At 35.3% G+C, this 15977-nt stretch carries 17 protein-coding genes; all 17 read left to right on the plus strand.

Annotation, left to right across the window (positions count from 1 at the left end; translation table 11 throughout):
• Positions 1 to 3: 3 nt before the first annotated feature.
• Positions 4 to 1017, plus strand: a complete 1014-nt coding sequence (locus PK1910_RS02265; protein ID WP_024061834.1) for a PhoH family protein — start codon at positions 4 to 6, stop codon at positions 1015 to 1017.
• 2 nt (positions 1018 to 1019) lie between these two features.
• Positions 1020 to 1496: an rRNA maturation RNase YbeY gene (gene ybeY / locus PK1910_RS02270; RefSeq protein WP_287511168.1), complete on the plus strand. Its 477-nt coding sequence runs from the start codon at positions 1020 to 1022 to the stop codon at positions 1494 to 1496.
• Entirely contained in the window at positions 1489 to 2388 is a 900-nt protein-coding gene (era, locus tag PK1910_RS02275; RefSeq protein WP_287511170.1) for a GTPase Era, read from the plus strand. Before ybeY ends, era begins: the two co-directional genes overlap by 8 nt.
• 54 nt (positions 2389 to 2442) lie before the next feature.
• Positions 2443 to 3774: a hemolysin family protein gene (locus PK1910_RS02280; protein ID WP_287511172.1), complete on the plus strand. Its 1332-nt coding sequence runs from the start codon at positions 2443 to 2445 to the stop codon at positions 3772 to 3774.
• Positions 3761 to 4462 (plus strand): DNA repair protein RecO, encoded by a 702-nt coding sequence (recO, locus tag PK1910_RS02285; RefSeq protein WP_287511173.1) that lies wholly within the window; start codon positions 3761 to 3763, stop codon positions 4460 to 4462. The genes PK1910_RS02280 and recO overlap by 14 nt, the downstream gene beginning before the upstream one ends.
• A gap of 327 nt (positions 4463 to 4789) precedes the next feature.
• Positions 4790 to 5536 carry an ATP-dependent sacrificial sulfur transferase LarE gene (larE, locus tag PK1910_RS02290; protein ID WP_287511174.1) on the plus strand — a complete coding sequence of 249 codons (747 nt, stop codon included), beginning with the start codon at positions 4790 to 4792 and terminating at the stop codon, positions 5534 to 5536.
• Complete coding sequence (gene larB, locus PK1910_RS02295) at positions 5533 to 6288, plus strand: nickel pincer cofactor biosynthesis protein LarB (protein WP_331299329.1); 756 nt, start codon at positions 5533 to 5535, stop codon at positions 6286 to 6288. The genes larE and larB overlap by 4 nt, the downstream gene beginning before the upstream one ends.
• Positions 6285 to 7595, plus strand: a complete 1311-nt coding sequence (larC, locus tag PK1910_RS02300) for a nickel pincer cofactor biosynthesis protein LarC (RefSeq protein ID WP_287511177.1) — start codon at positions 6285 to 6287, stop codon at positions 7593 to 7595. The genes larB and larC overlap by 4 nt, the downstream gene beginning before the upstream one ends.
• A gap of 55 nt (positions 7596 to 7650) precedes the next feature.
• Positions 7651 to 8928 (plus strand): nickel-dependent lactate racemase, encoded by a 1278-nt coding sequence (larA, locus tag PK1910_RS02305; RefSeq protein WP_287511178.1) that lies wholly within the window; start codon positions 7651 to 7653, stop codon positions 8926 to 8928.
• 328 nt (positions 8929 to 9256) lie between these two features.
• Positions 9257 to 10060, plus strand: coding sequence for a DUF3100 domain-containing protein (locus tag PK1910_RS02310; RefSeq protein WP_118091262.1), 804 nt, complete (start codon positions 9257 to 9259; stop codon positions 10058 to 10060).
• A complete protein-coding gene (locus tag PK1910_RS02315; protein ID WP_004695934.1) occupies positions 10053 to 10514 on the plus strand; it encodes a hypothetical protein in 462 nt (153 codons plus the stop codon). Before PK1910_RS02310 ends, PK1910_RS02315 begins: the two co-directional genes overlap by 8 nt.
• A gap of 132 nt (positions 10515 to 10646) precedes the next feature.
• Complete coding sequence (locus tag PK1910_RS02320) at positions 10647 to 11966, plus strand: amidohydrolase (RefSeq protein ID WP_101928305.1); 1320 nt, start codon at positions 10647 to 10649, stop codon at positions 11964 to 11966.
• 136 nt (positions 11967 to 12102) lie between these two features.
• Complete coding sequence (locus PK1910_RS02325) at positions 12103 to 12456, plus strand: hypothetical protein (protein ID WP_257876754.1); 354 nt, start codon at positions 12103 to 12105, stop codon at positions 12454 to 12456.
• Between the two features lie 89 nt (positions 12457 to 12545).
• A complete protein-coding gene (locus PK1910_RS02330; RefSeq protein WP_257876753.1) occupies positions 12546 to 13004 on the plus strand; it encodes a hypothetical protein in 459 nt (152 codons plus the stop codon).
• A 639-nt stretch (positions 13005 to 13643) separates the two neighbouring features.
• On the plus strand, positions 13644 to 14009 hold the full coding sequence (locus PK1910_RS02335; RefSeq protein WP_287511180.1) for a hypothetical protein: 366 nt from the start codon (positions 13644 to 13646) through the stop codon (positions 14007 to 14009).
• Between the two features lie 283 nt (positions 14010 to 14292).
• Positions 14293 to 14730, plus strand: coding sequence for a hypothetical protein (locus PK1910_RS02340; RefSeq protein ID WP_101928302.1), 438 nt, complete (start codon positions 14293 to 14295; stop codon positions 14728 to 14730).
• A 370-nt stretch (positions 14731 to 15100) separates the two neighbouring features.
• Positions 15101 to 15976 (plus strand): glycine--tRNA ligase subunit alpha, encoded by an 876-nt coding sequence (glyQ, locus tag PK1910_RS02345; RefSeq protein WP_039969172.1) that lies wholly within the window; start codon positions 15101 to 15103, stop codon positions 15974 to 15976.
• Position 15977: the final 1 nt, after the last annotated feature.

A 15977-nucleotide genomic window follows, 5' to 3' on the forward strand; every position in this document is an offset into this window, starting at 1 on the left:
TGTATGAGCGAACAAGTATTTACATTTCCTACATATGACCTAGCACAATCCATACTAGGTCAACATAATCGATATCTGCATATGATGCTTGAAGTCATCTCTGCAGATGTAGTGGCACGTGGTGATACGGTAGTTATAAAGGGTGATGAAAAACAAGTAGAAGCTCTTTATCGCACTTTAGAAGAACTAGTATTTCTTTACCGTGAAGGTAGTACCATAACTGAGTCTCAAGTGCGTATTGCAGCCAAACTCGTGGCTAATGGTAAAGCTGATGCCGTACATACTATGTTTGAGGATACTTTATCCGTTAATATGCGCGGTAAAAATATTACGCCTAAAACGGAAGGTCAAAAATACTATGTAGATAGTATCCGAAAAAATACCATTACTTTTGGTATTGGTCCTGCTGGTACAGGTAAAACATTCCTGGCCGTAGCTTTAGCTGCATTCTATTTAAAAAACCGCAATGTAGATAAAATTATTTTGACACGCCCTGCTGTAGAGGCAGGTGAACGGTTAGGCTTCCTACCTGGTGAATTACAGGATAAGGTAGATCCTTATTTAAGACCTCTTTATGATGCATTACATGAAATGTTTGGTATCGAGCAAGTACAACGCTTTATGGAACGTGGTACTATCGAGGTAGCACCACTAGCGTATATGCGTGGCCGTACATTGGAAAATGCCTTCGTCATTCTCGATGAGGCTCAAAATACGACGGCAGAACAGATGAAAATGTTCCTAACTCGTCTAGGTAACAACTCTAAAATGGTAGTCAACGGTGATAAGACACAAATTGACTTACCTCCACGTGTTGTGTCTGGCCTCGGCGAGGCTGAAAAGGTATTGCGTCATGTGCCTGGTATTAATATGGTGTACTTTAGCGATCAAGACGTTGTTCGTCACGATTTAGTAGGTCGTATTGTAAAAGCTTACGATGCATATCACGAACGTAAGTTAGCTGGTGAGACTACAGAATCTAACGCAGTATCCAAAGAGAATGTAGCGAAAGGATAAACATGTATATACACATTAGCTATGATGAAGGAATTCAAGAGGATTCTAATATTGAGGCTGTTATACGCAAGGTCTGCGATGAAGTGAGTCGCGTATATGGCCTCGAAGAAGATGAAATGAGTATTTTACTCTGCAATAATGCAAAAATTCACGAGCTTAATAAGGAATATCGAGGCATCGATAGACCTACAGATGTATTATCTTTTGCCCTCAATGAAGGGGATGATTACGAAGGTAGTGAAGAGGAACATCACTTACTTGGTGATATGATTATTTCCTTAGAGCGTACCCGTGAACAAGCTATTGAATATGGACATAGTTTTGAACGGGAATTAGCATATTTAACGACTCACAGTTGCTTACATATCTTAGGCTATGACCATATGAACGAGGAAGATAAAAAAGAGATGCGCACAGAGGAAGAATTTATCCTAGGTAATCTGGGTTATGTGCGGGAGGATGCACCATATAATGAATAAGAACGAACATTTTAAATCAGGCTTTGTTGCCGTTGTAGGACGCCCTAATGTGGGTAAATCTACCTTAATCAACGCTCTTATTGGCGATAAGATTGCTATCGTATCCGATAAGGCTCAAACAACGCGTAACCGTATCATCTGCGTATATACGGATGAATCCAAACAAATCGTATTTATGGATACACCTGGTGTGCATAAACCTAAGCACAAGTTAGGCGAATTCATGGTAGATGCTGCTATCGAGTCCTTAAAAGAAACGGAAGCTGTTTTATTTGTCGTAGCAGGCAATGAAAAATGTGGTCCTGGGGATAATTTTATTATTGAACAATTGAAACGTGTAAAAGTTCCTGTATTTTTGGTAGTCAACAAAATTGATACACTCAAAAAAGAAGAACTTTTAGAAGCAATCGTTTCTTATCAAGATGCATATCCTTTTGCAGGGGTCATTCCTATTTCTGCAAAAGATAAAGAGAACTTATCTGAAATTCTTAAGGTTCTAGAAGAAACATTGCCGGAAGGTCCGCAATATTTCCCAGAAGATATGATTACGGATCAACCGGAACGCCTTATTATTTCCGATATTGTTCGTGAAAAAATCTTGTTAGCTACACGAGATGAGATTCCTCATGCTATCGCTGTAGACGTAGATGAAATGAAAACACGTGATGATGGTACTACCTATATCCGCGCCACAATCTACTGTGAAAGAGACTCTCAAAAGGGCATTATTATTGGTAAAAAAGGTGCTTTGTTAAAACAACTTGGCGCTGAAGCGCGCGCAGATATTCAAAAGCTGTTAGCTACTAAGGTGTACTTGGACCTTTGGGTTAAAGTAAAAAAGGATTGGCGAAATAAATCTGGTATGTTATCTGAACTTGGTTATAGAAAATAATTTGATATAATAAAAAGAAATAAGTGTTTCCATATTCATATGAAAGGAATAAAGATGGATAGTGTAGATGGCCTGTTACCCATAGGGTTTGGTCTGTTATGTATTTTTTTAATTAACTTTTTTGTGGTTGCAAAGTTCTCCTTTGCACGCCTTCGTAAAGAACATGTAGAGGATATGGACATCCTCTTGGAGAAGGATAGAGAATTTTTATTAAAGCTTTATCAAAATCCTGAGTATTTTTTAAATACTACACAGTTTTTGATTCTATTCTTTATTTTGGCCCTTGCAGGCACAGGTACTTTTGTATTCGATAATATTGTTGATCGTATAGTGGCGGTTCTTAATATCCATAGTACTTGGATGCATTTAGTGTTAGATATTATTCTATTACTATTAATTAGCTTAATCGTCCTAATTTTTGGTGAAATTGTACCTAAAGCATTGGGCTTATCCTTCCCTACAAAATATGTAAATACCTATAGCCGTATCGTCGTGGCTGCAGGTAAATTGGTGTATCCATTTATTTGGATAGCTAGTAAAATCTCCAATGTTATTTTAGGCTTTTACAAAACAAAATATTTAACAGAGCTTGACCTTGTGTACTCAGAAGAAGAAATTCGCATGATGATTTCTCGAAGTCACGAGGAAGGGCAACTGGACCAAGTAGAGTCTGAGTTAATCGATAATGTTTTTAATTTCGTAGATCGCATGGCGAAAGAGGTTATGGTGCCTCGTCAAGACGTAGACTGCGTATTCGTAGAAGATGGTTACGATGAAGCTATGAAGGTTATCCGCTCTAAAGTACATACACGTTATCCACTCTGTGTAGAGGATAAGGACCACATTATTGGCCTCGTTCATATTAAAGATTTAATGGAACGCCCTAATCAAGCCCGTAAGGATTTGCGCAATATTAAACGAGATATTCTTACTGTTCCAGAGGTAATGAAATTATCTACATTATTGCAATATATGAGAACGCGCCGTATTTATCTAGCTGTAGTAGTAGATGAATATGGTGGCATGGTAGGTCTTGTAGGCTTAGAAGATATTATAGAAGAGCTAGTTGGAGATATACAAGACGAGCATGAGCCGCATTTACCAGCTACGATGTCCTATGCAGATGGTTCCTTCGAGTTTGATGGCAAGGTCCTCGTAGACGAAGTAGAAGAAATTATGAATATTGAAATTGATAATTCTGATTCTGATACAATAGGTGGCTATGTCTTTGGTTTATTAGAACGTACACCAATCGTAGGTGATACGGTGGATGCTCATGGTTACATCTTTGAAGTTACTCAAATGCAAGGATATCGTATCTCTCGCATTAAAGTAACACCTATACCAGTAGAGGAACCAACGGAAGAAGAAAATGAAGAAGCTTAATGGTGGTTTTAATACGCCAGCCATCGTCATAAGTCGAAAAAAGTATAAGTTGTATTCCGTATTTACGTTTATTACGCCTAGCTTGGGGCTTATTAAAGCATCGATTCCACATAAGCGAATGATGACGATGCGCAACAGCTCCTATTTACGTCCATTTAGTGCCATGTATATTACAGTTGTACCCGATGGGGAATATGTAAATGTTACGCAAATTGATGGCTCTTATGTGGTGGAATCCTTAGATGTAAACCTCGATAATATTGTTTATGCAGCAGTAGCGAGTGAGCTCATTCAAGAGTTATTTGCCATGTATGACGTAGATCGCAAGGTCTTTGATACTGTTGTAAACTATTCCAAGCAAATTCGACGTCGCAATGTACAATTGGGAACGATAATGCTTGGATGGCAACTATTATCTCTCGCAGGGGTTGTCCCTAGTGCTAATGCTTTTAACCATCAAGACGGAATTGAGCCATTCTGGATGCAGGTGAAAGAAACAACAAATCTTAGCATTTCTCGTTCTGTGAAAGCCGCATTACCTCAGATTCTAGCTTACCAGTGGGGCGAAGATACGCTTTTAGAATTTCCCAAAACAATTTGGAAGGAACTTGAAAAGCTACTATTTGCATACTGCGAGCAAGAAATTGGTAAGCCGTTGCAAAGCGTAAAGTTTTTAATGAGTATATAAAAATCAAATATATTTGGAAATTATGAAAATATAGTTAACTTATAATATTTTTTTCTTAATAAATAACCACCCACCCTAAAAATGTCTTAGAAACCTTTTTGGAGTAGGTGGTTTTCTTATATAGAAAAAAAACAATTTGATATATACATATTTATCTTATTTATGCGTTAGAAATATTAAATCAAAAAGCATATACTACATACAGAAGTAAGTTGTTTTATTGAATTTAAAAGAAAGTGTGTTGATAGAGTCTTTGTTTGAGACTCTATTTTTGTTTTTATAAATAATACTATAGAGTATAGAAAATTAATAAAGGTTATACAAGTTATGAATTTAGTAGAGTATTTAATGGGTCTTGGTAATATTGCAATCGCCCTATCGGGCGGTGTTGATTCAACTTATTTAGCATATGCAGCCAAACAATCTGGAGTTTTATGCAAAGCATATACTGTAAAATCTCAATTTGTGCCACAATTTGAAATAGAAGATGCTAAGAAAGTCGCAGAATTAATAGATATTCCCTTAAAAATAATAGATATTGATGTACTTGAATATGACGATATAACGAGTAATCCAAGTAATCGATGCTATTACTGTAAACATCATGTGTTTTCAACTATAAGTGAACATGCTAGACGTGATGGTTTTACTATTTTATGTGATGGCACTAATGCTAGTGATGATGTAGATGATCGACCAGGAATGAAAGCTATTGCAGAGCTATCTGTTAAATCACCTCTGCGAGAATGTAATCTAACTAAGACTATGATCCGAAAATTAGCTCATAAAGCTGATTTGTTTACTTGGGATAAACCATCTTATGCTTGCTTGGCTACAAGATTTCAATTAGGACAACGAATTACTTTTAATGATTTGATTCATATAGAACGAGCTGAGGGATATCTTTTCTCGCTAGGATTATCTGATTTTCGGGTTCGTTTGATGGGAAATAATGCCAAAATCCAAGTTCCAGAAAATCAAATAACTATAGTTATTAATAAAAGAAGTGAGATCCTCACATATTTTAAATCTATGTTTGATGATGTTGTATTAGATTTAGAGGTGCGTTCATGAGTGACAATATTAGAGCTCTTTTAGAGCAAGTAAAAAACGGACAGGTAGATGTGGATGCAGCCTTATTAAAGCTAAAAATAAAACCTATAGAAGACTTAGGGTTTGCGCATATTGATCTTCATCGTCAAATACGACAAGGTGTGCCAGAGGTTATATATGGTGCCGGTAAAACTACAGAACAAATAATTGCCATTATCTCCTCTATGTTATCTTATGGGCAAGAGCAAATATTGCTTACACGTTTAGCACCGAATGTGGCTGCAGAGGTTCAAGAACAGCATCAATTGACCTATATAAATGCTGCTCATATTGGTTATATTGGAGATCTTCCAAGTCAAAAAACTGAATCCGCTATAGCAGTTATTACTGGTGGTACAAGTGACTATAAGGTTGCCGAAGAATGTGCTATTACAGCAGAGTTTTACGGTAATACGGTTTATCGAATTTATGACGTAGGCGTTGCGGGTATTCATCGATTATTACAACATCTAAATACTATTATGTCTGCAAAAGTTATAGTTGTCATTGCAGGCATGGAGGGGGCCTTAGCTAGTGTAGTTGGGGGACTTGTGGATGTGCCTGTCATCGCGGTGCCTACTAGTGTTGGGTATGGAACAGCCTTCGGTGGTGTTACTGCGCTACTATCAATGCTAAATTCCTGTGCGAGTGGCGTAACAGTTGTCAATATAGACAATGGATTTGGTGCTGCTTATACGGCAAACATGATTAATCATATAGGTGAAAATAAATGAAACGATTATTTTTAGATTGCCAAATGGGCATTGCAGGAGATATGCTGACCGCTACATTACTAGGTTTAGTAGATAATCCTCAAACATGGATAAATCAACTTAATCAAATGGGAATACCTGATGTTACTTACTCACTAATATCTAAAGAAGATAAGGGAGTAGAAGGCTATCGCGTCGTGGTTACCATTAATGGTATAGAAGAATCTGAAAACCATAAAGGTAGTTCTAATGATCAGTATCATAGTAATCATCATAATGATTATTACCTTCATGGTACTCATTATAAAGACGACAAACATACTGAGAAACATACGCATAATGAACATGTTCTGCACCATGTACATAGTGAAAAGCATATTCATGGTAGAGGTCTACAGGAGGTAACAAATATAATTAATAGTTTATCTATTTCTGATGTTTGTAAACAAAATGCTATAAACGTATATCATTTAGTAGCTCAAGCGGAGGCCAAGGTTCATAAATCGACAGTGACACAAATTCATTTCCATGAGTTGGGCATGCTCGATGCTATTGCAGATATTGTGGCCGTTTGTGTACTCTTAGAGAAATTGAAGTTTGATGAGATTATTATATCGCCTATACATGTAGGCACTGGAACTGTTCATTGTGCTCATGGAGAACTACCTGTACCTGCACCAGCAACGATAAAGTTATTAGCTGGCATTCCAATGTACGCAGATTATCAGATTAAGGGTGAGTTATGCACGCCTACAGGCGCTGCATTAGCAAAGTATTTTGGTACATCATTTAGTATAATGCCTGTTATGACACCAACGATGGTTTCTTATGGATTTGGTACTAAACAATTTGAAAGACCTAATTGTATTCGCGCCTTTGTAGAAATGATAAATGATTCAGAAGATTCAATCATTGAACTGTCTTGTAATCTCGACGATATGACACCAGAAGAAATTGGTTTTTGTATAGAACAGTTACTACTTTCACCAGCACTAGAAGTGTTTACAACACCGATTATGATGAAAAAACAACGTCCAGGCACAATGCTAACTGTTCTATGTAAGATTGAAGATATTGAGATCATACGAAATTTAATTTTCAAGCATACTACTAGCCTTGGTATTCGATACTATCGATGTGAACGATATATTTTGAATAGGTCTATAGGAGAAATAGAATGGGAAGGTAATACGATTGCTTTCAAAAAAAGCAGTGGCTTTGGTGTAATAAGAAATAAATATGAATATGATTCATTAGCTGCTATTGCTAAGAGTAATGATATGAGTTTATTAGACCTTAAACGACAATTGGGTAAGAAGGAGGATTGATTTGTCGTAGTGATCTATTTATAGTTTTGTAGTTTTTAGTTAAGGAGTGATTTTCATGAAAACATTTAAAGTACCCTATTCAAAAGGCTTTGTAGATATCAATATTTCTGATCAAAATATAGTAGGTATATTAGAATCTAAAGCACATTCTTATAAGGCTGAGCTATCACAAGAAGCATTAGTAGAACATGCGCTAGATAATCCTATTGGTAGCCAACGATTAGAAGAGTTGGTTAAGGGGAAATCCAACATGGTCATTATTACAAGTGACCATACGCGTCCAGTACCTAGTAAAATTACGATGCCAATTCTACTTCGTCGTATTCGTGAAGCCAATCCATCTATCGATATTACCATTTTATTGGCAACTGGTTTCCATCGTCCTACTACTCACGAAGAAATGGTAGATAAATTTGGCCCTGAAATTGTAGCGAATGAAAAGATTGTAAATCATATTTCTGGCGATGCTAGTCAAATGGCAAAAATTGGTGTATTGCCATCCGGTGGGGAGTGTATTATCAATAAACTAGCTGTAGAAACTGAGCTATTAATTTCTGAAGGTTTTATTGAGCCACATTTCTTTGCTGGTTTCTCTGGTGGTAGAAAAAGCGTATTACCAGGAATTGCTTCCGAAGTGACTGTAATGGCAAATCACTGTGCTGAATTTATTAACAGTCCTTATGCTCGTACAGGTATTATCGAAAATAATCCAATTCATAAGGATATGGTATATGCTGGTCGTACTGCGAAATTAGCATTTATTTTAAATGTAGTCATTGATGCAGAAAAACATATTATCAATGCCTTTGCTGGGGATATGGAAGACGCTCATGAAACTGGTTGTGCTTTTGTGTCTGAATTAGCAAGTGTAAAAGCTGTACCAGCAGATATCGTCATCACTACAAATGGTGGTTACCCATTAGATCAAAACGTATATCAAGCTGTAAAAGGTATGACCGCCGCTGAAGCATCTTGTAAAAAAGATGGTATTATTATCATGATTGCCGCATGTAATGATGGACATGGTGGGGAATCTCTATACGAAAATCTTAAAAATGCGAAAACACCTCGTGAATTACTAGATCGCATTGCTAAGGTTCCTCGTAATGAAACAATTCCAGACCAATGGGAAATGCAAATCTTGGCTCGTATTTTAGATCAATTTACAGTTATTGTTGTAACAGACCAATGTGATCCTAAGATGCTTACAGATATGCATTTGCAACATGCTGATACATTCGATGAAGCATTGAATAAAGCTTTGACATTAAAAGGTAAAGATGCAAGCATTACAGTCATTCCTGATGGTGTATCTGTTGTAGTAAAATCTTGATTTACATCAGTAGATTGAATTATTAGATTGTATTTTAGAGGTTAATTTATAAACCACCTATCTTTTGTAGGTGGTTTATATTTTTATCTATATAATTATAATGATTTATTCAATTAGAATTCTAAGAACTATATAAAGTAAAATTAATATATTTTATTTAAAAGAGAGTTTTAAATATTTACTTAATGAGAGAATTAGAGCATATTAAAAATTGTTCTAATTAAAAAAGTTTAGTTTTATACATAGATATACATATAATGTTGACTCTATAAATATAGATTATATATAATGAAATAATATTTATAGTATATTTTTATAGGAGGTCATTATGCAGCTTTTGGGAAATCTCAAAATACATTTTCTAGCGCTCGTATTAACTGTAGTCGCTGAATTTATAGGCATAAAAAAACTAGGTCCTGTTGTATTGTTGCCTTTATTGTACACATTGATTCTAGGCTTATTAATTTCTATTCCTAAGTTTAAAATTCTTACAATTAAACAGATGGAAAAATCAGCTGATTATATCGGTATTGCCGTCATGATCTTGATGGTAAAAGTAGGACTTGGTATCGGTCCAAATCTTGGCATTCTTACAAGTGCTGGCTGGGCATTGTTATTACAAGAGCTTGGTCACTTCTTTGGTACTATTGTATTCGGTTTACCGGTAGCTTTGCTAGTAGGTATGCGTCGAGAAGCAGTAGGTGCATGTTACTCTGTAGACCGTGAGCCGAACGTAGCAATTATTATCGACAAATTTGGCTTTAGCTCTCCTGAGGGCCGTGGTGTTATGGGCATGTACATTTGTGGCGTTCTTATTGGCGCTATGTGGTCTTCAGTATTGGCGGGGATGTTGGCACAATCTGGTTGGTTCCATCCATTGGCATTGGCTATGGGCGCTGGCGTAGGTAGTGCTAGTATGATGGCTGCTGCTACAGCTCCGATCATTGCAGTATATCCAGATTATGAACAACAAATTATGGCTCTTGCTGGGGCTGCAAACTTGTTAACTACCGTTCTAGGCGTATACTTTGGTCTATTTGTTTCTTTACCTGTTATGGAAAAAACATACAACTTCTTTACAGGTCGTACCCGTGAACAAGATTTAGCAGAGGAGGCAGCAAGTCATGAGTAAAAGCGAAAAATTAACACAATTTGTCATCGTTATCTGTATTGCTGCTATCATCACTGCAGTAGGTAATGTAATGGATGGCAAACATCTATTTAGTGATAGTTTAGTTGGCGTAGCTATCTTGGCAGTCCTTGCTACAATTGGCGCTTTGATCTCTAACTTGCCATATGCTAATAAATTGCCTATGGTATTCTGGGTATCTTTAGTTGGTGTTATTGCATCCTTACCTGGTATGCCTGGCCAAGAATGGATTATTGCTAAAACTAGCCAAGTTACATTCCTTGCAACAACAACACCTGTACTTGCTTATGCAGGTTTATCCTTAGGTAAAGACCTTGGTGCATTCCGTCGATTATCTTGGCGTATTATTCCTGTTGCACTAGCTGTAACAGCAGGTACCTTCATCTGTGCAACAGCATTAGCACAATTAGTACTTCATTTAGAAGGTTTAATTTAATACTAAATCATAATGTTAGATGTCTAAACTATGTTAAGATATACATATAGATTTATATTTTATAAGATATCTATACATTATGATTCCATGATCGACCGTATTTTATACGGTCGATTTTATAAAGGAGATATTATGAGCCGTATGACAAAGGAAGAAGTAAAACAACGTGTTTGTAAAGCTATTGTTGATGCACAACCGCGTTTACGAGAATTAGCAGAATCTATTATGGCTGAACCTGAGCTAGGTTTTAAAGAGGTGAAAACATCTAAAAAGGTTCAAGCTATGTTTGATGAACTTGGCATTTCTTATACTACAGGTCATGCACTGACAGGTGTAAAAGGTAGAATGAAAGGCCGAGATAGTAAATATACGGTTGCCATGGTTGGGGAATTAGATGCCATTCTCTGTCCTCGCCATCCTCGTGCCGATGATTTAACAGGGGCTGCTCATTGCTGTGGTCATAATGTGCAAATTACTAATATGTTTGCCGTAGCTATAGGCCTACAAGCAGTGATGGACGAATTAGCAGGCGATGTTGTGCTATTTGCTGTTCCGGCAGAGGAAATGATTGAGATTGATTACCGCAATAAATTGCGTGAGCAAGGCAAACTTAAGTATATGGGTGGCAAGCAACAGCTCATCTATGAAGGTGCTTTTGACGATATCGATATGGCTATGCAAATGCATGTGGAGACAGCCAAAACTCCAGCTGGTGAAATGGGGCTTGGTAGTACCTCTAATGGTTTTGTATCTAAGCTGATTGAATATCACGGTAAGGTAGCTCATGCGGCTCAGGCACCTCATGAAGGCATCAATGCTCTTAATGCTGCTTTGATGGGCGTTATGGGGGTTAACTCCATTCGTGAAACTTTCAAAGAAAGCGATTATTTCAGATTCCATCCCATCATTAATCAAGGCGGTACATTGGTAAACTGTGTGCCTGATTATGTTCAAGTTGAAAGTTACGTGCGTGCTTCTAATATTGAAGCTATTGTAGATGGTAACCATCGTGTTAACAGAGCCTTAAAAGCTGGTGGGGATGCAGTAGGGGCAACATGTGTTATCAATGACCTACCAGGCTATTTACCGATGCGTAATGATGAACGTATGAATGCTCTATTACGAGAAAATTCAAACCCTATCTTTGGTGAAGCCAATGTATACCAAGGCCCACATATAACAGCTAGTACAGACATGGGGGACGTATCTCACTTAATGCCGGTCATCCATCCATGGGTTGGTTGTATCAGTGGTGTACTACACAGTGCGGAATATGAAATCTCTGTACCTGATGTAGCGTACATTAAAACAGCACAAGCCTTGGCTATGACTATTGTAGACTTACTATACGATGATGCAGCGGGCGCTAAAGATGTATTAGACCACTTTACACCAGCCTTAAATAAACAAAGCTATATTGAACTCTTAGATCGTATTGCTAAGGGTGAATAAAATAAACCACCTATCGAAGATAAATTGATTATCTTTGGTAGGTGGTTTACAATTTATTTATATAACTATAATGATTCATTTAAGTCTATGTTCTTATATATTATATAAGTATATTTAGTATATGTTAGAGGCGATTATGAAAGAGAATATTGCTTTACTACTAGCCATCTTGTATCTAATTTATAGATATAAGACTTATAAGAAAGTTAATAAAACAATAGAAGACAGAATAGAAAATGTACACAAACCATTCTTTAAACGCGTACAAGAAACTTTACAGTGCTCTGAAAAAGAGGCAGAGAAAGTTGGTCTAGCATTAGATAAATATTTTGTACCCTTAGAAAGTGAATTCTATAAAATTAATGATAATACCTACTCATTTGTTGATGCAGGTGGCCTTAAAGGAAAATTTTCAATAGATCAAAACTATAAGTTATTGACTTTAGTATATAATAATGTAGATTTATTAGCTTTAGAGCAAAACTTGTAAATTAGTATAATTAGGATTGAAGCAACCTTATAATAATAAAGTTACTAATATACCTTTTGTATTTACCTCAGAAGAATTAAGGAGTTTTTATGCCCATTAGAAAGCTTATAAAGATAACTTGTACAGTAGTTTTATCGTTACTAGTAATTATTCTACTTTTTGTTGGAATTAGAATATACGAATATCAAATATTTATAAACTCTCTTGTAGATTATGGCAAACAAACAGGGCTCAATAAAAATATGACTGGTTTTGCTACAGATTTTCCCTATATATATTCTAATGGTGATTTCGGTATAGTTGTTGTTAACGTATTACCCTATGGAACAGTACGAATTATTCCAAATCATAAAGGCTTTAGTAAAACATTTGAATCTCCAGCAGATAGTAATTTACAGTATTTGCAAAAAGCATATGGGGATGAACTTATAATTTTAGACAGTATTGATCAATTTTCAGAAGATGAAAGAAAGATTATATCTGAGATAACTAAGAAGGACTCAAAACCACGATATGATTGTGATACTTGGGTTACTAGATCATACTAATTTAAGGTAAGTATGCTCTTAAATTAATTTGGAGAATAAATTATGTTCGAGATAGTAACAATTTTAGGGCTTATATATTTGTTATATCGTATTAGATTCTTTTATAAAGAGGATAGTATATTTACTAAATAAGCCATGTGAAAATATTCTGGAGGATGAAGAAGTAAAAATGAGGAGTAATTAAATCAATGAACTTTATATATTATTTTGCTACTATATCCTTATTTTTAGCATTTGCCTATAGTGTAATTCAATATATCCGAAGATCTAATGAAGACATAAATGAAAAATATAGATTGATTAGTTTTGGCATATTTTTATTTGTAATGTTTACGGATTTAAAGTTCTTGGATACTATAAATAAAGAATTTAAATACCTAATTGAGTTTTTATTGCTATCATTTAGTACATACCTGTTTTCACTAATTTATAAAAATAGTGACAATAAAAGGACTTATTACCTATTTTCTTTTTTTACAATATTGTTATTTTTAATGGCTATCTTATTCTCTATGTAATTGAAAATTATATATATATATAATTGTAGTTATGTTTATTTTATGGATTGTATTGCATTAACTAAATTATGTTATTAGAATACATTTTTTATGGCTAGAATATTTCCTCAGGGGGAAACGTGTGGAAAAACAAATAGTAAATATATTTTTACTTTTAAGTTTTAATTATTATATGATTAAATCTTGGGGTACTCGGAAGGTTACAATTTTAACACTAATTGGCAACTATTTCTTAATCAGTATTTTAATAGAATCGTATTTTGGTTTGCCTAAATTCATTGAGGACTTTAATGCACTATTTATGCTTGGAATAGGTATGGTAGGTATTTATATCTTATGGCGTAAAAATAAAGCTGGAACACTAACGGAGTATGAAAAAAGAGGATGGATTCTGACTCGTACTTTCTTAGCATTATTTGTCTTAGCTGTATTAGTATTTGCTTTAATATTTATATTTATGGAGTATATTTATGGGATATATATTTAGTGTAATAATATATTGAGTTCTAATCTGGAGATAAAATAGTAGAAATATTACCTCTGAAAATAATTATAGTCTTCGTTATAGAGTTAGTAATTTTTGGATTGGTAAGTCTCCTGATTTTAGGTATTTTTATAGAAAAGAGATCTTTATACTTGAGCGATTAAATAACTTGTAATATTAATCTTACAATAATGATTATTTTAAGTTGATATTTTTTATATTTTATTTGATTAAAAATATTTTCTTATATTTTGATAGATAATAGTTAAAATTTTTGAGGATATTTATGGATAAAATACAAATTATAGAATCTGAATTAATTTCATTGCAGTATGCTGATGAACAAATGTTGGACTTTTTAGTTACTGATTTAGGTAATAGAGCTGTTTTAGTGGCAGAGACATTTTATCTAGAATTTAAGTATTGTACTCAAATTAATATAGATAATGATTTAATGAACACACTTTTTTTACCTAGATTTAAAACTGGTAAATCTAGTCTTTTTATTCAAGATATTTCTATAGAGACTAAAGACGTTCGATCAAGAGGTGTTATAAAAAATAGACATGTTGATAAAGGTTATGCTACAGCAGTAGGCTATGAGTTTACTATTAACTTTGCATTTATGGATATAGCTATCGATTGTTTAGATTTTAGCTTAGTGAAGAAAAAAGATTTAGAAAGAGATATTGATTCGTTGATACATTATAAAGAAATCGAGTAATAGAATGTTAATCATTAGTTTTATTAATAATCTTTGATTTCATTCTTATATAGTTGATATATTTACTTGTGTTGACATTCATCCCTCTGTATTGCTACAATATTGTCTATAATATATGCGATGAAGCAGAGTAGTAAACCTCTCTAGCGAGTGAGGATGGTGTAAGCTCACATTTGGTTGAAGGCGCTGTAGAGCATTGGCAGGAACGCAGGTATCTGTTAGTAAAGGCCAACATAGAAAAAAGAGGGCGCAAGCCAAATAGGGTGGAACCGCGGGTATACTCGTCCCTGTAACGTTTTTCGTTACAGGGACTTTTTTGTTTGTAACGAAATGGTTGATTTTATGTCGGTTGTGTAAAGTGGAGGCAGCAATGACATTTCAAGAGATTATTTTAAATCTACAAAAATTCTGGAGCGATCAAGGTTGTATCGTTCAAAATCCATATGACATCGAAAAGGGCGCAGGCACAATGAACCCTGCTACATTCTTGCATGCTATTGGTCCTGAACCATGGGCTGTATGTTATGTAGAGCCTTCTCGTCGTCCAGCAGACGGTCGTTATGGTGATAACCCTAATCGTTTGTTCCAACATCATCAATTCCAAGTTATCGTGAAACCATCTCCAGATAATATCCAAGAATTGTACTTACAATCCTTGGCAACTCTTGGTATTCATGCTGAAGATCACGATATCCGTTTCGTAGAGGATAACTGGGAATCTCCAACATTGGGCGCTTGGGGCCTTGGTTGGGAAGTATGGCTCGATGGTATGGAAGTAACTCAATTCACATATTTCCAACAAGTTGGTTCCATCGACTGTAAACCAGTTTCCGTAGAAATTACATACGGTTTAGAACGTTTGGCTATGTACATTCAAGGCGTAGAAAACGTATATGACCTTAAATGGAATGAAAACGTTACATACGGTGACGTTTGGCATGCTAACGAAGTTGAACAGTCTGTTTACAACTTTGAATTAGCTGATACAGATATGCTCTTTAAATTGTTTGATATGTACGAAGCAGAAGCAAAACGCGTTTGTGAAGCAGGTTATGTATTACCAGCTTATGACTATGTATTGAAATGTTCCCACACATTCAACTTGCTTGATTCCCGTGGTGCTATTTCCATCAGCGAACGTACTGCTTTCATCGGCCGCGTACGTGCATTGGCTCGTATTTGTGCACAACAATACCTTGCTAAACGCGAAGAATTAGGTTTCCCACTTTTGAAAGGAGATAAATAAG

The organism is Veillonella parvula, assembly GCF_036456085.1.
In the GTDB taxonomy this organism is placed as follows: domain Bacteria; phylum Bacillota; class Negativicutes; order Veillonellales; family Veillonellaceae; genus Veillonella; species Veillonella parvula_E.